Raw genomic sequence first — 17,651 nt, 5'->3', positions numbered from 1 at the left:
GGGCCTCACTCGGCGGCATCGGTAAGCGCCACCCGAACCAGGCCCCCCGCATCCCGAAGTACTACAAGCTCAAAGAGCTGCTCGTGGAGCTGATCCAGTCGCTTCCGCCGGGCAGCCCGCTACCCCCGGAGCGGACCCTCGCCGAGAAGTACGAGACGTCCCGCACCACCGTCCGGCAGGCCCTCGCCGAGCTCGTCGTGGAGGGCCGGCTGCAGCGCATCCAGGGCAAGGGCACCTTCGTCGCCAAACCGAAGGTGTCGCAGGAGCTCCAGCTCGTCAGCTACACCGAGGACATGCGGCACCACGGGCTCCGCCCCGAGACCCGCATCCTGGAGGCCGGCTACGTCAGCGCCGACGAGCGCCTCGCGACCCTCCTGTGCATCCGCCCCGGCGGCCGGGTCCTGCGCGTCCACCGGCTCCGGCTCGCCGACGGCGAGCCCATGTCGATCGACACCTCCCACCTCCCCGCCCGCCGCTTCCCGGGCCTGCGCCGCGAGCTGCCCCGGCACCGCTCCCTGTACGAGACGCTCGCCACGGCCTACGACGTCCACCTGACCGAGGCCGAGGAGACCATCGAGACCGTCCTCGCGACCCCCCACGACGCGCAACTCCTGGGCGTGGACGTCGGCCTCCCGATGCTCCTGCTCTCCCGGCACGCCTTCGACACCACCGGCCAGCCCGTCGAATGGGCCCAGTCCCTCTACCGAGGCGACCGCTACAAGTTCATCACCCGCCTCCGCCGCTGACCTCCGCCCCACCCCCGTCACCGAGCAGCCGCAAGATTTTCGACCACAAGTTCGAACGATCTGGCTACGCTGGGTGCACCCCTTCTCTACGATGACCGGGAGCAGATCGTGAGGAAGAGGTCGCAGAACGTGACAAGGACTGAGGTTTTCAGTCTCGACGGCGTGTCCGAGGACACGCTGTCCGCCATGTGGATGCGCGGCGAGGTGGACGACCTTCTCGATCTTCCGTTCGAGGGAATGCGGGTCGAGATCATCGGGGGTCAGATCGTCGTGTCGCCAGCACCCAACGTGGCACATGCCGGCATCCTGAGCGACATCAGCGCGGCGCTGACGGCCATGTCGATGAAGGACCCCGAGTACCCGTGGATGTCCACAAAGGTCGTCAACCTGTACCGGCAGACTGTGAACAAGTTCTGCATCCCGGATCGGTCCATAGGCGCCTACCTGCACCAGGAGTCGTGGGAATTCGGGGAGACCGTCCAGTTGCCCGAGCCGTTCAACGTCGAGATCGAGACGAGCCGATGGAGGCCATGGAAGTAGTGAACGAGCGCGCGGCAAAGACCTTGCCCATGGCGACGACCGTCGATCAGCGAACCGGAATCGTGATTCACGGCGTGACCTATCCGCAAGACCCCAGGGACATGACCGCCGAAGAGATCCGGGAGCACCTCTTCCTGCCGGACGCGGCCACGATCGAGATCCTCGATCACCACGAGGAGGGCGATCTCACTGAGGTCGGCATCTCCTGGGACAGGAGCGTCGATGGCAAGACCGTGCTCGACCACGTCCGGCGCATCATCCAGGAGCGGATGGTCAGGATCGCGTGAACCGTCACAGGGTCTGGCTTAGGGCCTTGATGGGCATTTGTAGGTCGGTGAGGAGTTGTAGGTCCTCTTCTGCCGGGCGGCCGAGGGTGGTCAGGTAGTTGCCGACGATGATGGCGTTGATGCCGCCGAGCATGCCTTCGCGGGTGCCGAGGTCGCCGAGGGTGAGTTCGCGGCCGCCGGCGTAGCGGAGGATGGTGCGGGGCAGCGCGAGGCGGAACGCGGCGATCGTCTTCAGCGCCTCCGGGCCCTCGACCAGCGGGAGGTCGGCGAACGGGGTGCCGGGGCGGGGCGCCAGGAAGTTCAGCGGGACCTCGTCGGGTTCCAGCTCGGCGAGCTGGCCGGCGAACTCGGCGCGCTGCTCGACGGTCTCGCCCATGCCGACGATGCCGCCGCAGCACACCTCCATCCCGGCCTCCTTGACCATGCGGAGGGTCTCCCAGCGCTCCTCCCACGAATGGGTGGTGACCACGTTCGGGAAGTGGGAGCGGGCCGTCTCCAGGTTGTGGTTGTAGCGGTGGACGCCCATCGCGGCGAGCTCGTCCACCTGCTCCTGGGTGAGCATCCCCAGCGAGCACGCGATGTTGATCTCCACGGCGTCGTTGATGGCCTTGATGCCGTCGCGAACCTGCGACATGAGGCGTTCGTCGGGGCCGCGGACGGCGGCGACGATGCAGAACTCGGTCGCGCCGGTCTTCGCGGTCTCCTTCGCCGCCTCGACCAGCTGGGGGATGTTCAGCCACACCGCGCGGACGGGCGACTCGAACTTGCCGGACTGCGAGCAGAAGTGGCAGTCCTCCGGGCAGCCGCCGGTCTTCAGCGACACGATCCCCTCGACCTCGACCTCCGGCCCGCACCAGCGCATCCGGACCTCGTGGGCGAGCGCGAGCAGTTCCTCCAGCCGGTCGTCGGGGAGGGTCAGGCATTCGAGGACCTGGGCGGCGGACAGGCCGCGGCCCCCGTCCAGCACCTGGCTGCGGGCTACGTCGAGGATGTCGGTCACGTACTACTCCTTGTCGAGGCCGAAGGTGTCGCGGAAGGCGGCGGCGTCGAAGCCGCCGCCGAGCGAGGGGGCCAGGCCGCGGTGCGCGGCCAGGAGGAACTCCGCCGGGTCCAGCGCGCCCGCGCCCGCGGGCAGCGCGCCCGCCAGCGGCCGGGCCGCGATGGTCTCCAGGTCGCGGATGTTGCTGCGCATCGCGAGGCCGGGATCGGCCGGCCACTCGCCGATGACGACGCCCGCGAGCTGGACGCCGCGGTGCGCCATCGCCTCCAGCGTCAGCGCCGTGTGGTTGAGGGTGCCGAGGTCGGGGCGGGCCACGACGAGGGCGGCGGCGCCGAGCCAGCGGGCGAGGTCCGCGATCGTGTTGCCCTCGTCGTCGTAGCGGACGAGGAGGCCGCCCGCGCCCTCGATCAGCACCAGCCGCCGGTCGCCGGACAGCTCCCGGACGCGCTCGGCCACCTCCGGCAGCCGGACGGGCGGGACGCCGGCGCGGCGGGCCGCGGCGGCGGGCGACAGCGGGTCGGGGAAGCGGGCGAACTCGTGGACGTCGTCGAGGCCGGCGAGGCGCCGGACCGCGTCGAGGTCGCCGGGCTCGCCGTCGCGGGCCCCGGTCTGCCCGGGTTTGACGGCGGCGACGGACGCGCCGCGCGTGGCGGCGACCGCGGCCAGCGCCGCGGTGACGACCGTCTTGCCCACGCCCGTACACGTCCCGGTGACCACGAGCACACTCACAAGGCGGCACACTAGCGCGGGGCCCCGGGGCGGAACGCCACCGGATCCCACAGTCTTCGACGGCCGTTTTTGTACCGCCGTCGCCGGGGAACCCGGCGGGTCGGGGTTTCGTCCAAGTCACATGGCCGGTCCGTACCCAGGTTCCCGTCGGGTCCAGGTGGCCGCCTGCGCGGTGCTCGCCTGTACGGCCCTGACCGCGTGCGGCGGCGCGGAGACGTCCGGGCCGCCGCCTTCCTCCTCGCCGACCGCGTCCCCGTCCGCGTCCCGGTCCGCGTCCGGGGAACCGGCGGAGGAGAGGCTCGTGCTGCGGTGGCGCAAGACCGGCGGCCTCGCGGGCATCGGCGGCCCGGGAAGCATCCCGGAGTTCTCCCTCTACTCCTCGGGGCGCGCGATCGTCGCCGCCGAGCGGCCGGACAGCCGCCCGCCGAACCGGGAACTCACCCAGTACCGCCTGAAGCCGCAGGCGCTCCAGCGGCTCCTGGACGGCGCCCGCGCGGCCGGTTTCGACCGCTCCCACACGGTCGGCTCCGACCAGATCGCGGACGCGGTCGTCACCGTCGTCACGATGGGCGACGCGAAGACCAGGATCATCGAGCCGGGGTGGCCGGGCAGCCGGGAGTCGCTGTTCCTCAAGCAGCTCGCTCCGGAAGGCTGGCCCGCGGACGACCAGGCCGCCCCGCCGGAGCCGTACACACCGGAGCGCACGGCGGTCCTCGCGGGTGAGATCACCGGCGACGGCACCGCCCGGCCATGGCCGCTCGGCCCGCTCGGCGACGGCGTCCCGGCGGCGGGCGGCATCTGCACCCTCGCGCCCTCGGCGAAGGTCCCCGAGACCCGCCCGGGAACCGCGTGGCGCAGCGACGGCACGACGTACTCCGTCCGCCTGCGCCCGCTCCTCCCCGCCGAAGACTCCTGCGGCGACCTGGACTAGCGCACTCCCCACGACCGATCACGCGTCGACCAACCGTTGACTTGCGGCGTGTTGTTGTTATCCGAGCTGCCATAACAACAACACGCCGCAAGTCAACGGGGGGCGTCCAGGTCGGCGGCTACCTCGTGGGCGGCGGCGGCCAGGTCGAGGGGGAGCTGGTCCAGGCGGGCGTCCAGGTCGTCGGCGAAGCGGTGGCGTTCCAGGTCCGGGGCCGGGCGGGCTTCGGGCATCCACGCGGAGTGGATCAGGAACGGCATCGTCGTGCCGTTGGGCGGGGCCAGGACGGCGACGGGGCCGCGTCCCACGTCTGAGGCGTCGAAGAGCTCGATCCGGAACCGGTCGTCGTTGTGGACGGCCACGACCAGGTATCCCTCGTGTCCGCCCGGGTTCGTGCCCGCGTAGCGGGTGCCGCCCTGGCCGCGCGGGACGAAGGACGGGGACGTCGGGTAGTCGTCCAGGGAGAACGTCCATTCGGACAGGGCCTTGAGGTCTTCGCGGTCGTGGGTGACGAGGACCGCCGGGGTCTCCTCCGCGGGGAACCGCGAGGGGTCTATGCGGCCCTTGTAGTTGCGGATGGCCCGCTGGTTGATGGCCTCCGGGTGGAAGCCGAGGTAGATGAGATGGTGCCGGGTCGGGGCGGTCTGGCCCTCGATGCTCCAATCGATGGCGGACAACTCGGCCTGCCACCACCGCTCCGGGTCGCTGGCGCGCGCGCGTTCCCGCACCTGGCCGGTCTCCGGGTCGAATTGCAGGACGGTGGTGAGCGCGGGCGTCATGCCGTGGCAGTACATGCCGCGCAGGGCGGGGTCGACCGGGCGGCCGTGGACGTCGATGTCGTCCTCGCGCAGGTACATCCCGATGTCCACGCCTTCGCTGTGCTCCATCACGACCTGGACGCCGTCGGAGTCGTCGTAGCGGGCGTAGAAGTGGTTGACCTCGGGGGCTATGCGGAACTGCTTGCAGGTGACGGTCTCCCGCCCGGGAACGAGGTCGTCCTTGCGGATGAGCAGCACGGGCCCGTCGGGGTTGTTCGCGGTGGTCCGCTCCCCGCCGAAGACCTCGTCGGGGTCGATCTTGTAGGCGGTGTCGGCGAGGACGAGCCAGTCGCGGGTCTGGGTGATGGTGTGCGTGGCCTGCGGCAGCACCGCGCCCTCGACGTCCCAGCGCCGGACGTGCGGGCCCGTCCCGTCGTAGGCGATGACGGAGACGGCGCCGGTCAGCACGTCCCGGCTGATGCTCCACAGGCAGCCGCGCTCGGGGTCGACGACCGGGTGGGCGGTGGTGGAGACGAGCGGCAGGACGGCCTGGTCCATGGCGGGCTTCCAGTCGTCGCGGTGCCCGACCTCGGCGACGAACCGGAGCGTGACGGGGTCGACCTCGACCGGGCGGCCGGCGTCCCAGGTCGCGAAGAGCCGGTCGCCCCACGGCAGCGGCGCGGTGTTGGCGGCGTTGACGAACCCCCACGGGGAGCCCGTGCCGACCGGCCCGGGGGTGAACAGGTCGGGGCGCTTGCGGCGCAGCCGGACCGACGGGGTGTCGAGGACGCGGGCCCGCCAGGCGAAGCGGCCGGGGGGCGCGCCGTCGGTGCCGGCGGTGAGCGACAGCCTGGCCATGATCCCGTCGCCGAAGAACGCGTGCAGCGGGCGGGTCCGCTGGTCGGACGTGCTCACGACGAAGTGCCCGCGGACGTCGTCCGGCCACGCTCCGGCGATGACCTCCAGGTCCAGATCGGCAAGGTCCTGCCTGGCGAGAATGGAGCGCGGGACGGGCATCAGGGGCACCTCCGGAGTCGGCTTCCGACAATCAACAGGGTGCGCGTCCACGTCGTCAAGACCCTAACGACTACTGTGCGGGCAAGCGGTCGCTTGTTACGGTGCGTGCATGACTGCTCGGCACGGTGGCGACACGGCGATCGCGGAGATCCGCAGGCACGGCGTCGAAACGATGTTCACGCTGTCGGGCGGGCACGTGTTCCCGCTCTACGACGGCGCGGTCGGCGCCGTCGGCGGCGCCAGGGCCGGCAGCGTGCCGGGGACGGAGGCGCGCCCCCGCATCCTCGACGTCCGGCACGAGCAGACCGCCGTGTTCGCGGCGGAGGCCACGGCGCGGCTCACCCGCCGCACGGGGCTGGCCGTGCTGACCGCCGGTCCGGGCGTCACCAACGGCATCAGCGGCGTCACGACCGCGCACTTCAACGGGTCGCCGGTCGTCGTGCTCGGCGGCCGCGCCCCGCTCGGCCGGTGGGGCGCGGGCGCGCTGCAGGAACTCGACCAGCCGCCGCTGCTGGAGCCCGTCACCAAGCTGGCGATGACCGTCACCGGGCCGGACACGCTGGCCTCCGACGTCGCCCGCGCCTTCACGACCGCCGCCGCCCCGCACCGCGGCCCGGTGTTCCTCGACGTCCACATGGACCACCTGTTCGGCCCGGCCGGACCGGCCCGCGCCGGGGCGATCCCCGACGCGCCGGAGCGGCCCGCCGACCCGGAGCGGCTCGCCCGCGTCGCCGAGCTGCTGAAGGCGGCGCGGCGGCCCGTCCTCGTGCTCGGCTCGGACGTGTGGATGGACGGCGCCGAGGAGGCCGCCCGCGCGTTCGCCGAGGAGCTGCGGCTGCCCGTGGTCGCCAACGGGCAGGGGCGCGGCATCCTGCCCGCCGGGCACGAGCTGCTCGTCACCCGCGCCAGGGGCGCCGCGTTCGGGGACGCCGACCTCGTCATCGCCGCGGGCACGCCGCTCGACTTCCGCCTGGGCTACGGCTCGTTCGGCGACGGGACGGCCAAGGTCGTCCACCTCGCGGACGCGCCCTCGCAGCTGGTGTCGCACATCCGCCCGGCGGGTTCCGCGGCCGGGGACCTGTCCCTGCTGTTCACCGACCTCGCCGCCGCCTGCGCGAAGGCGGGGGTGGTTCCGGGCACGTACGGGGACTGGCGGGAGGGCCTGCGCGACGCGACCTACGCGGCCATCGCGGGCGACATCGACCTGCTCGCGTCCGGCGCCGACCCGATCCATCCGCTGCGGATCTACGGGGAGCTGTCCAAGGTCCTCGACGACGACGCCGTGGTGATCGGGGACGGCGGCGACTTCGTCTCGTACGCGGGCAAGTACATCGAGCCGCGGCGGCCCGGCCGCTGGCTGGACCCCGGCCCGTACGGGTGCCTCGGCACCGGGCTCGGCTACGCGATCGCCGCGCGCCTGGCCCGCCCCACCGCGCAGGTCGTGCTGCTGCTCGGCGACGGCGCCGCCGGGCTGTCGCTTATGGACGCGGATAGCCTGGTCCGGCACGGCCTGCCCGTCGTGCTGGTCGTGGGCAACAACGGCTCCTGGGGTCTGGAGAAGCACCCGATGCGCATGCTGTACGGCTACGACGTGGCCGCCGAGCTGCAGGAGCACTGCCGCTACGACCGGGTGGTGGAGGCGCTCGGCGGCGCCGGGGAGCTCGTCACCCGCCCGGACGAGATCGGACCGGCGCTGCGCCGCGCGTTCGACTCGGGCGTCCCGTACCTGGTCAACGTCGCCACCGACCCGGACATCTCCTACCCCCGCAAGACCACCGGTGTCTGAGCAGGTCACCGTGCGCCCGGCCCGCCCGGACGAGTACGAGCTGGTCGGCGACCTGACCGTGGAGACCTACGTGGACGGCGGCCTGGTCTCGCCCACGTCCTCCTACGTCGAGACGCTCCGGGACGCCGCCGACCGCGCCGCCAAGTCCGACCTGCTCGTCGCCGAGGCCGGGGGCGAGGTCGTCGGGGCGGTCGCCTACTGCGGGCCCGGCAGCCCCTACGTCCAGGTCGCCGGGCCGGACGAGGCCGAGTTCCGCATGCTCGCCGTCCGGGAGAAGGCGCGCGGCCAGGGCGTCGGCACGGCCATGGTGCGGGCGTGCATCGACCGCGCCCGCGCCTCGGGGCTGCGCGGCCTGCGCCTGTCGACCCAGGCGAACATGGTCGGAGCCCAGCGCATGTACGAGCGGATGGGCTTCGTCCGCACCCCCGACCGCGACTGGATCCCCGCGCCCGGCGTGAAACTCCTGCTCACCTATGCCCTGGAGTTCTAGCGAGCGGGGTCCGGCTCCAGGTCGCCGTGCTCGGAGCAGCGGGCCGTCCAGCCCAGCGGGGTGACCTGGACGACCAGGCGGCGGCGGCAGTGCGGGCAGTAGCGCGGCGGCTCCATCCGGCGGGCCTCGCGGCACGGGCCGTGGTCCCGCGCGGCGGCGGGCTCCCCGCACCTGTCGCAGTAGGCGGCGTCCACCGGCGCGGCGCCGCGCATGCGCGCCACCAGCCCGGTGTCGTAGGCGCCGCCCGCGAACTCGGGGCGGTCGAGCAGCTCCCGCAGGAAGGGCAGGTTGGTGGGGAGCCCCTCGATGCAGAACGCGTCGAGGGCGGCCCTGGCCTTGCTCAGCGCGTGCTCGCGGTCGTGGCCGTGGACGCAGAGCTTGGCGAGCAGCATCGCGTAGTGGGGCGTGACGGTGTCGCCCTCGACGTAGCCGGCGTCGATGCGGATGCCGTCGCCGACGGGCTCCTCCCACACCTTGATGGTGCCGGGCACGGGCAGGAACCGCCGCGGGTCCTCGGCGTAGACGCGGAACTCGACGGCATGGCCGCGCGGCGCGGGGACGGCGGACGGGCCGGGCTCGCCCGCGGCGATGCGGAACTGCCATTCGACCAGGTCGATGCCGGTGACCAGCTCGGTCACGGCGTGCTCCACCTGGAGGCGGGTGCTCAGCTCCAGGAAGAAGAACTCCTGCGCCGCGGGGTCCACGAGGAACTCGACGGTGCCCGCGCCGCGGTAGCCGACCGCCTCGCCCGCCCGGACGGCGGCGGCGAGCATCCGCTCGCGCAGCTCGGGGCCGACGCCGGGCGACGGGGCCTCCTCCACGACCTTCTGGTAGCGGCGCTGGACGGAGCAGTCCCGGTCGCCGAGCGTCACGACGGTGCCGTCGTTCAGGCCGAGGATCTGCACCTCGACGTGCCGGGCGCCGTCGATGAAGCGTTCGAGGAGGATGTCGTCCTGCCCGAACAGGCGGGCGGCGCTGGACCGGGCCGCCTCGTACGCCGTGCGCAGCGCCGCCTCGTCGCGGGCGGCGGCCATGCCGACGCCGCCGGCGCCCGCGGCGGGCTTGACCAGCACCGGGTAGCCGATCCGCTCGGCCTCCCCGACCGCCGTGTCGGCGTCCGGGACGGGCTCCCACACGCCGGGCGCGACGGGGACGCCCGCCTCCTTCATCAGGTTCCGCGCGTTGATCTTGTCGCTCATCCGGGCGATGACGAGCGGCGGCGGCCCGACCCAGACGCGGCCGTGGTCGGTGACCGCGCGGGCGAACGCGGCGCTCTCGGCGAGGAACCCGTAGCCGGGGTGGACGGCCTGCGCGTTGGTCCGGCGCGCGGCCTCAAGGACCGCGGGGACGTTGAGGTAGCTGCGCGCGGGGTCGGCGGGGCCGATCAGGACGGCCTCGTCCGCCTCCGCCACGAACGGCAGGTCGGCGTCGGCGTCGGAGTACACCGCGATGGCCTTGATGCCCATCGCGCGCGCCGTGTGGATGATCCGGCCGGCGATCTCGCCGCGGTTCGCCACGAGCACGGACTCGAACACGTGCGCACTCCCCCTCGCGGATCGCGGGGCAGCCGCCCCGCCCCACCGAGACTAGCGGGGGCGGCGGCTCAGCCGCAGCAGTGCCCGCCTCCTTCCGGCTGGTCGGCCTCCCGCGGTGCAGGTGTCGGCGCAGGGGCATGCTCAGGGGCCGGGCGCCGCGCCAGGATCTCGGCGAGCACCGACAGCGCGATCTCGGGCGCCGTCCGGGCGCCGATGTCCAGGCCAGCCGGGGTGCGCACGCGGTCGCCGTCCTCCAGGGACGCGGTGACCGCCGCGCCCCGCTTCCGGCTGGCGATCAGCCCGACGTACGGGACGCCGGCGCGCAGCGCGGCGGTGAGGAGCGCCTCCTCGTCCCGCCCGTGCGTGGCGACCACGACGGCCGCGGCGTCCGGGCGGGGCGGCTCGGCGGCCCCGGCCGGCCGCGCGTCGAACCCGGCGGCGCGGCCGACGTCGACCAGCGCGCGGGCGACCGGCCCGTCCCCGTGCACGGTGACGAGGGCGGGCGGGATCACCGTTTCGAGGAACACGTCGAGCGTCCCGCCGGACAGGCACGGGTTGGTGACGGTGACCATCCCGTCCAGCGGTGAGGAGTCCGCACCGGGCGTGATGCGCAGCAGCGTCGACTCGCCGGATGCGAGCAGCCGGAGCGCCTGGTCGCGCACCGCCGACTCGGCGCACTCGCCGCCGACGAACCCCTCCATCGTCCCGTCGGGCAGCACGAGCGCCCGGTCGCCCGTCTTCGCGCTCGTCGGGCGCTCGGCGCGGACGACCGTGGCCAGCACGTAGGGCGTCCGCTGGCTGCGCAGCGTCTCCGTCCTGTCGCTCATTGGATCGCCAGGTCCGTGCGGAAGGGCCGGCCCTGGATGACGCGCCAGACGTTCGCCGGGGTGAGCGGCATGTCGGCGTGCCGGACGCCGTAGGGGTGGAGCGCGTCCACGACGGCGTTGACGATCGCGGCGGGCGAGCCGACCGTGGCGGACTCGCCGACGCCCTTGGCGCCCAGCGGGTGGTGCGGCGACGGGGTGACGGTCTCGCCCAGCTCCCAGGACGGGCACTCCATCGACGTCGGCAGCAGGTAGTCCATGAACGACGCGCCGAGGTGGTTGCCGTCCTCGTCGAACGCCATGACCTGCATGAGCGCCATCCCCACGCCGTCGGCGAGGCCGCCGTGCACCTGGCCCTCGACGATCATCGGGTTGATCCGGACGCCGCAGTCGTCCACCGCGATGAACCGCCGGACGGTCACCTTGCCGGTGCCCGGGTCGACGTCCACGACCGCGATGTAGGCGCCGAACGGGTAGGTGAGGTTGGGCGGGTTGTAGACGGTGGTCGCGTCCAGGTGGCCCTCGACGCCGTCCGGCAGTTCGAGGCTGCCGTGCGCGGCCATCGCGATCTCCTGCATGGTCGCGCCGGACGACGGGTCGCCGCGGACGATCCAGCGTCCCGGCGTCCATTCGAGGTCCTCGGGGTCGGCCTCCAGCATGGCGCCCGCGACGATCCGGGCGCGTTCGCGCACCTTCCGCGCGACCACCGCCGTGGCCGCGCCCGACACCGGGGTGGACCGCGACCCGTAGGTCCCGAGCCCGAACGGCGTCTGGTCGGTGTCGCCGTGGACGACATCGACGTCGTCGACCGGGATGCCGAGCTCGTGCGCGACGATCTGCGCGAACGTCGTCTCGTGGCCCTGCCCCTGCGTCTGGACGGAGATGCGCAGCACCGCCTTGCCGGTCGGGTGGACGCGGAGCTCGGCGCCGTCCGCCATGCCGAGCCCGAGGATGTCCATGTGCTTGCGCGGGCCGGCGCCGACCGCCTCGGTGAAGAAGCTGATGCCGATGCCCATCAGCGGGCCGTCCTCGCGCGCGTCAGCGGCACGGGCTCGCCGGTCGGCCTGCTCGGCGCGGAGCTCGTCGTACCCGGCGATGTCCATGGCGGTGCGCAGGGTGCGCGGGTAGTCGCCCGAGTCGTACTCCCACCCGGTCGGCGACGAGTACGGGAACTGCTCGGCGCGCAGCAGGTTGCGCAGCCGCAGCTCGGCGGGGTCGGTGCCCAGCTCGGCGGCCAGCAGGTCGATCATGCGCTCGACCAGGTAGGCGGCCTCGGTGATGCGGAACGAGCAGGCGTAGGCGACGCCGCCCGGCGCCTTGTTGGTGTAGACGCCGGTGACGGCGCAGTGCGCGGCCTCGATGTCGTACGAGCCGGTGAACACGTGGAAGAACCCGGCGGGGAACTTCGTCGGCTGCGCGGTGCCGTTGAACGCGCCGTGGTCGGCGAGGACCTCCACGCGCAGCCCGCGGATGCGGCCGTCGCGCGTCGCGGCGATCTCCCCGCGCATGTGGTAGTCGCGGGCGAAGGACGTGGTCATCAGGTTCTCCGACCGGTCCTCCATCCACTTGACCGGGCGGCCCGTGACGATCGACCCGACGATCGCGCAGACGTAGCCGGGGTAGATGCCGACCTTGTTGCCGAAGCCGCCGCCGATGTCGGGCGAGACGACCCGGATCTTGTGCTCGGGCAGGCCCGCGACCAGCGCGTACACGGTGCGGTGCGCGTGCGGCGCCTGGGTGGTGGTGTGGACGGTGAGCTTGCCGGTCACCTTGTCCATGTCGGCGACGATCCCGCAGGTCTCCAGCGGGGCGGGATGCACGCGCGGGTAGAGCATGTCCTGGGCGATGACGACCTCGGCGTCGTCGAAGACCCGGCCGGTCTGCTCGGCGTCCCCGGCCTCCCAGTCGAAGATGCGGTTGTCGGTGCGTCCCTCCACGTCGTCGCGGATCAGGGGGGCGCCGTCGTCCAGGGCGGTGCGGGCGTCGACGACCGGGGGCAGCGCCTCGTAGTCGACGTCGATGAGCTCCAGCGCGTCGCGCGCGGCGTAGTGGGTCTCCGCGACGACGAACGCGACCTCCTGCCCCTGGTACCGGACCTTGTCGGTCGCGAGGACGGCCTGGACGTCGTTGGAGAGCGTCGGCATCCACGCGAGGTTCAGGCCCGCGAGCGTCTCCCCGGTGATGACCGCCCTGACCTGCGGGTGCGCCTCGGCGGCCGCGGTGTCGACCGAGAGGAGCCTGGCGTGGGCGTGGGGGCTGCGCAGGATCGCCCCGTACAGCATCCCCGGCAGCTTGATGTCGTCGACGTAGTTGCCCTGGCCGCGGATGAAGCGCGCGTCCTCCTTGCGCGCCACCCTGCCGAACCCGTGGTGCCCGTTGGGGCCGCCGTGCCCGTTGGGGCCGTGCCCGTTGGGGCCGCTCGCGCTCATGGGGTCACTTCCTCGGGCTTCTCGGCGGGATGCTCGGCCGCCCAGCGGACGGACCGGACGATGTTCTCGTAGCCGGTGCACCGGCAGATCTGCCCCGACAGCGCCTCGCGGATCTCCGCCTCGGTCGGGTCGGGGCTGCGGTCGAGCAGCCACCGCGACGTCATCATCATCCCGGGGGTGCAGAACCCGCACTGGAGGCCGTGGCACTCGGAGAAGCCCTTCTGGACCGGGTCGAGCTCGCCGTCCCGCTCCAGGCCCTCCACGGTGCGGACCTCCCTGCCGGACGCCATCACCGCCAGGACCGTGCACGACTTCACCGGCACGTCGTCCAGCCAGACGACGCAGGCCCCGCAGTTGGACGTGTCGCACCCCCAGTGCGTCCCGGTGAGGTCGAGTTCGTCGCGGAGGAAGTGGACGAGCAGCAGGCGCGGCTCCACGTCGCGCGTGCAGGGCTGCCCGTTGACCGTCACGGTGATGTTCATGCCTGCGACCTCCCGTAGGCGCGGCGCAGCGCGCGTGTGGTCAGCTCTCCGGCCAGGTGCCGCTTGTAGTCGGCCGGTCCCCGCTGGTCGGAACCGGGGTCGCAGTGCTCGGCGGCGACCCGTCCGGCCTCGGCGAACACCTCCTCGGACGGGACGGCCCCGCGCAGCACCTCCTCCGCCTCGGGCGCGACGAAGTGCTCGGCGCGGACGGCGGTGAGCCCGATGCCGGCGTCGGCGATCCGGCCGCCCTCCAGCCAGAGGGCGGCGCCGGCGGCGGCGAGCGGCCAGTCCCCCACCCGCCGCTCGACCTTCTCGTAGGCGCTGCCGTGCTGATACCGACCCCCTGACGGGGGCCCGCCCCCACCAACGCCCGGCCTGATCGGTATGCGCAGCTCGATGAGCAGCTCGCCCGGCTCCACGACCGTCTCGTAGGGGCCGGTGTGGAACTCGCGGAGGGAGACGGTCCGCTCGCCGTCCGGCCCGCGGATCACCGCCGACGCCTTCAGCGCGCCGAACGCGGCCGACAGGTCCTCCGACGGGTCGGCCTGGCACAGCGAGCCGCCGACCGTGCCGCGGTTGCGGACCACCGGGTCGGCGATCACCCGCTCCGCGTCGTGCAGGATCGGGAAGTGCTCGCCCGCGACCGGCGAGTCGAGCAGTTCGGCGTGCCGGACGAGCGCGCCCACGCACAGCATGCCGCCCTCGATCCGGATGCGGGCCAGCTCCGCCACGTCGTTGATGTCGATGAGCGCCTCGGGCTGCGCCAGCCGCAGCTTCATCATGGGCAGCAGGCTGTGGCCGCCCGCCACCACCCGCGCCTCGTCCCCGTGCCGGGCGAGCAGCGCGAGGGTCTCCTCGACGGTCGTCGCCTTCTCGTACTCGAAATTCGCCGGTACCTGCACGACGCCCCCTCGAAGTGGGATGTGACCGGATTCTCACTCTGCCCGTACGCTGGGACAACACCCGAATAAGCGAAGGGTTAACGGGTGGCCCCGGGAGGCTGGACCGGCCCATGACCCTGACACAGCTCGGCGCCTTCGTCCTCGTCGCCCGGCTCGGCTCGGTGAAGGAGGCGGCCCGGGCGCTGAACGTGAGCGAGCCCGCGGTGTCGCAGGCCCTCGCCGCGCTGCGGCAGCACCTCGACGACCCGCTCCTCGTCCGCGGCCGCGACGGCATGACGCTGACCGAGGGCGGCGCCCGCCTGCTGCCGATCGCGTCGCAGATGGTGGTGCTCGGCGCGGAGGCCGAGGGCGCGGTGCGCGCCGCCCGCGGCGCCCCGGAGGCGCTGCGCGTCGTCGCCGTTCCCGCGCTCGCGGAGTTCGTCGCGACGCCGCTGCTGGACGCGTTCGCCGCCCGCTCCAGCCGCGATGTCGAGGGCACCGCGGGGGTCGTCGCCGGGAGGGAGATGCCCGTCCTGCTGCACAACCGCCTCGCGGACGTGGCGCTCGGCCCGCGCCTCGCCGACGACCCCGGGCTGGTCAGCGAGCCGGTGTTCCGGGCGAGCCTCGTCGCCGTCGGCACCCGCGCCGCGCCGCGCCCGCACTGGCTGGTGGACCCGTCCGGCACCGACCCGTGCAGCGAGACGTCCCTGCTGCTGCGCCGCCTGAAGGTGCCCGAGGACCGGATCCGCGTCTACCCGAACCAGACGGCCGCGTGGGCGGCCGCCGCCGACGGCGACGGGCTGGCGGTCGCGCTCGCGCACCTGGTCGCGCCGCGCGTGCAGCGCGGCGAGCTGCGGGTCATCGCGACCCCCGCCACGCCCGTGGAGGTCCGCTGGCACGCCACGACGCTGGCGCCGGACCGACGGCCGCCCCTGGCGGGCGCGTTCCGCCGCTTCCTCGCCACCGCCGACGCGCTGCACATCATGCGCTCCCCCGGCTCGGGCGTCCCGCCGTCCCGCTTCCGCCCCCCGGTCTACGTGACCATCTGGAGCTGACCGGGGCCGCACCCGGTGGTGCGGCCCCGGCCCGGCCGGCTCAGCCCGCCGAGACGATCTTCTCGGCGACCGCCTTCGGGACCTCGGCGTACGAGTCGAACTGCATCGTGTAGACGCCCCGGCCCGAGGTCATCCCGCGCAGTTGCCCGACGTAGCCGAACATCTCCGACAGCGGCACCAGGGCGCGGACGATCCGGGCGCCGGCCCGCTCGCCCGTCCCCTCGACCCGGCCGCGGCGGGCGTTGAGGTCGCCGATCACCGCGCCCAGGTACTCCTCCGGCGTGGTGGCCTCGACGGCCATCACCGGTTCGAGCAGCACCGGGGACGCGCGCCGGACGGCCTCCTTGAACGCCATCGAGCCGGCGACCCTGAAGGCGAGCTCCGACGAGTCCTCGGTGTGGAAGTCACCGTCGAGCAGGGTGACCCGCACGCCCGTCATCTCGCACCCGGCCAGGACGCCCGCCCGCATCGCCTCCTGGCAGCCGGCGTCCACGGACGGGATGAACTCCTTCGGGATCCGCCCGCCGGTGACCCGGTTGACGAACTCGTACCCGTCCTCGATGGGTTCGAGGGAGATCTGCACCTTCGCGTACTGGCCCTTGCCTCCCGTCTGCTTGCGGTGCGTGTGGTCGGCCCTGTCCACCCGGCGCCGGACGGTCTCGCGGTAGGCGACGCGGGGCCGGCCGACGTTGGCGCCGACGCCGAACTCCTCCTTCATGCGGTCGATGAGGATCTCCAGGTGGAGTTCGCCCATGCCGCCGATGACGGTCTGCCCGTCCTCGTCGTGGACCTTGAACGACGGGTCCTCCTCGGAGAGCCGCTGGATGGCGGCGCCGAGCTTCGCCCTGTCGCCCTTGGACTTCGGCTCGATCGCGACCTCGATCACCGGGTCCGGGAAGTCCATGGACTCCAGGACGACCGGGTGGTCCTCGTCGCACAGCGTCTCGCCGGTCGTGGTCTGCTTCAGGCCCATGACCGCGACGATGTCGCCCGCGCCCGCCGACTCGATCTCCTCCGGGCGGTCGGCGTGCATGCGGTAGATCCTGCCGATGCGCTCCTTCCGGGACTTGACGCTGTTCAGCACCGACGTCCTGGACACCAGCCGTCCCGAGTAGATCCGGACGAAGGTGAGCCGGCGCAGGTGCCGGTCGTTCATGATCTTGAACGCGAGCGCGGACAGCGGTTCGTCGCCGGTGGCCGGCTGGACGTCCGGCGGCGACGGCAGGTACCGCACGACCGCGTCCAGGAGGGGCTGGACGCCCTTGTTCCGGAACGCGCTGCCGCACAGCACCGGCGTGACCGCGGAGGCGATCGTGAGCCGCCGGACGGCCGCGTGCAACTGCTCCCGCGACGGCTCGGCACCGTCGAGGTACAGGCCCATGACCTCCTCGTCGTGGGCGGCGACCGTCTCGATGAGCGTGCCGCGCCACCGGCGCGCGTCCTCCGCCATGCCCGCCGGGACGTCGACGACCGCGTACCCGTCGTCCGACCAGACGTGCGCCCGCCCGGAGACCAGGTCCACGACGCCTTCGAACCCGGCGCCCGACCCGATCGGAAGCTGCATGACCAGCGGGACGGCCCCGAGCCGCGAACGGACCATCTCGACGCACCGGTGGAAGTCGGCCCCGGCCCGGTCGAGCTTGTTGACGAAGCAGACGCGCGGCACGCCGTACCGGTCGGCCTGCCGCCACACCGTCTCCGACTGCGGCTCGACGCCCGCGACGCCGTCGAACACCGCCACGGCCCCGTCGAGCACCCGCAGGCAGCGCTCGACCTCGATGGTGAAGTCGACGTGCCCCGGCGTGTCGATGAGGTTGATGGTGTGCTCGACATCGTCGACCGTCCACGCGCAGGTCGTGGCCGCCGAAGTGATCGTGATGCCGCGGTCGCGTTCCTGTTTCATGTAGTCCATCGCGGTGTTGCCGGCGTCGACCTCGCGGATCCGGTGCGAGACACCGGTGAAGAACAGGATGCGCTCGGCGGTCGTCGTCTTGCCGGCGTCGATGTGCGCCATGATCCCGATGTTGCGAACCTTGGCGAGTGCAAGGGTTGTGGCTGTCATCGGGATCCTCCGTTTCTCTCGATGACGACCGCCGCCGGACAAGATCGTCCCTTTACGGCATGCATGACGGTACGGCGGAGGACGCGCGAGAGCGAAGGGTTT

At 73.0% G+C, this 17,651-nt stretch carries 16 protein-coding genes; 7 read left to right on the top strand and 9 right to left on the bottom strand.

Annotation, left to right across the window (positions count from 1 at the left end; translation table 11 throughout):
- Nucleotides 1-17: 17 nt before the first annotated feature.
- From IEZ03_RS26115 to IEZ03_RS26105, 3 genes are all read left to right on the top strand, one after another.
- Nucleotides 18-746 carry a GntR family transcriptional regulator gene (locus IEZ03_RS26115; RefSeq protein ID WP_067905497.1) on the top strand — a complete coding sequence of 243 codons (729 nt, stop codon included), beginning with the start codon at nucleotides 18-20 and terminating at the stop codon, nucleotides 744-746.
- Nucleotides 747-908: 162 nt separating this feature from the next.
- On the top strand, nucleotides 909-1,286 hold the full coding sequence (locus IEZ03_RS26110) for a hypothetical protein (RefSeq protein ID WP_184887414.1): 378 nt from the start codon (nucleotides 909-911) through the stop codon (nucleotides 1,284-1,286).
- Nucleotides 1,277-1,573 (top strand): hypothetical protein, encoded by a 297-nt coding sequence (locus IEZ03_RS26105; RefSeq protein WP_184887416.1) that lies wholly within the window; start codon nucleotides 1,277-1,279, stop codon nucleotides 1,571-1,573. Before IEZ03_RS26110 ends, IEZ03_RS26105 begins: the two co-directional genes overlap by 10 nt.
- A 4-nt stretch (nucleotides 1,574-1,577) precedes the next feature.
- On the opposite strand, the gene bioB is transcribed toward IEZ03_RS26105, so the two are convergent.
- Together bioB and bioD are read right to left on the bottom strand one after the other, a co-directional pair.
- Entirely contained in the window at nucleotides 1,578-2,573 is a 996-nt protein-coding gene (bioB, locus tag IEZ03_RS26100) for a biotin synthase BioB (protein WP_184887418.1), read from the bottom strand.
- 3 nt (nucleotides 2,574-2,576) lie between these two features.
- Nucleotides 2,577-3,302: a dethiobiotin synthase gene (bioD, locus tag IEZ03_RS26095; RefSeq protein ID WP_184887420.1), complete on the bottom strand. Its 726-nt coding sequence runs from the start codon at nucleotides 3,300-3,302 to the stop codon at nucleotides 2,577-2,579.
- A gap of 157 nt (nucleotides 3,303-3,459) precedes the next feature.
- On the opposite strand from bioD, the gene IEZ03_RS26090 reads away from it, so the two are divergent.
- On the top strand, nucleotides 3,460-4,233 hold the full coding sequence (locus IEZ03_RS26090) for a hypothetical protein (RefSeq protein WP_184887422.1): 774 nt from the start codon (nucleotides 3,460-3,462) through the stop codon (nucleotides 4,231-4,233).
- 92 nt (nucleotides 4,234-4,325) lie between these two features.
- Here the strand turns inward: IEZ03_RS26090 and IEZ03_RS26085 are convergent, their stop codons facing one another.
- Complete coding sequence (locus tag IEZ03_RS26085; protein ID WP_184887423.1) at nucleotides 4,326-6,005, bottom strand: carotenoid oxygenase family protein; 1,680 nt, start codon at nucleotides 6,003-6,005, stop codon at nucleotides 4,326-4,328.
- A 109-nt stretch (nucleotides 6,006-6,114) separates the two neighbouring features.
- Between IEZ03_RS26085 and IEZ03_RS26080 the strand changes: the two genes are divergently transcribed.
- Nucleotides 6,115-7,791, top strand: coding sequence for an acetolactate synthase (locus IEZ03_RS26080; RefSeq protein ID WP_184887425.1), 1,677 nt, complete (start codon nucleotides 6,115-6,117; stop codon nucleotides 7,789-7,791).
- The gene (locus IEZ03_RS26075) at nucleotides 7,784-8,281 is read left to right on the top strand and encodes a GNAT family N-acetyltransferase (protein WP_184887427.1); all 498 of its coding nucleotides are present in this window, start codon (nucleotides 7,784-7,786) and stop codon (nucleotides 8,279-8,281) included. Before IEZ03_RS26080 ends, IEZ03_RS26075 begins: the two co-directional genes overlap by 8 nt.
- Here the strand turns inward: IEZ03_RS26075 and bsaP are convergent.
- The 5 genes from bsaP to IEZ03_RS26050 form a co-directional block, all read right to left on the bottom strand.
- Nucleotides 8,278-9,816 carry a biotin synthase auxiliary protein BsaP gene (gene bsaP / locus IEZ03_RS26070; RefSeq protein ID WP_184887429.1) on the bottom strand — a complete coding sequence of 513 codons (1,539 nt, stop codon included), beginning with the start codon at nucleotides 9,814-9,816 and terminating at the stop codon, nucleotides 8,278-8,280. The two genes, IEZ03_RS26075 and bsaP, sit on opposite strands and share 4 nt — an antisense overlap.
- Before the next feature lie 68 nt (nucleotides 9,817-9,884).
- A complete protein-coding gene (locus IEZ03_RS26065) occupies nucleotides 9,885-10,643 on the bottom strand; it encodes an XdhC family protein (protein ID WP_184887431.1) in 759 nt (252 codons plus the stop codon).
- Entirely contained in the window at nucleotides 10,640-13,069 is a 2,430-nt protein-coding gene (locus tag IEZ03_RS26060) for an aerobic carbon-monoxide dehydrogenase large subunit (protein ID WP_184887433.1), read from the bottom strand. Before IEZ03_RS26060 ends, IEZ03_RS26065 begins: the two co-directional genes overlap by 4 nt.
- Nucleotides 13,066-13,551 carry a (2Fe-2S)-binding protein gene (locus IEZ03_RS26055; RefSeq protein ID WP_132050969.1) on the bottom strand — a complete coding sequence of 162 codons (486 nt, stop codon included), beginning with the start codon at nucleotides 13,549-13,551 and terminating at the stop codon, nucleotides 13,066-13,068. The genes IEZ03_RS26060 and IEZ03_RS26055 overlap by 4 nt, the downstream gene beginning before the upstream one ends.
- Entirely contained in the window at nucleotides 13,548-14,453 is a 906-nt protein-coding gene (locus IEZ03_RS26050; protein ID WP_184887435.1) for an FAD binding domain-containing protein, read from the bottom strand. Before IEZ03_RS26050 ends, IEZ03_RS26055 begins: the two co-directional genes overlap by 4 nt.
- 110 nt (nucleotides 14,454-14,563) lie before the next feature.
- Between IEZ03_RS26050 and IEZ03_RS26045 the strand changes: the two genes are divergently transcribed.
- Complete coding sequence (locus tag IEZ03_RS26045; protein WP_184887437.1) at nucleotides 14,564-15,487, top strand: LysR family transcriptional regulator; 924 nt, start codon at nucleotides 14,564-14,566, stop codon at nucleotides 15,485-15,487.
- Between the two features lie 40 nt (nucleotides 15,488-15,527).
- Here the strand turns inward: IEZ03_RS26045 and fusA are convergent, their stop codons facing one another.
- Nucleotides 15,528-17,549: an elongation factor G gene (gene fusA / locus IEZ03_RS26040; RefSeq protein ID WP_184887439.1), complete on the bottom strand. Its 2,022-nt coding sequence runs from the start codon at nucleotides 17,547-17,549 to the stop codon at nucleotides 15,528-15,530.
- Nucleotides 17,550-17,651 lie beyond the last annotated feature (102 nt).

The organism is Actinomadura livida (assembly GCF_014648675.1).
In the GTDB taxonomy this organism is placed as follows: Bacteria; Actinomycetota; Actinomycetes; order Streptosporangiales; family Streptosporangiaceae; genus Spirillospora; species Spirillospora livida.
The sequence above is the reverse complement of the archived record's forward strand: the minus strand, read 5'-3'. Positions and strand labels throughout refer to the sequence as shown.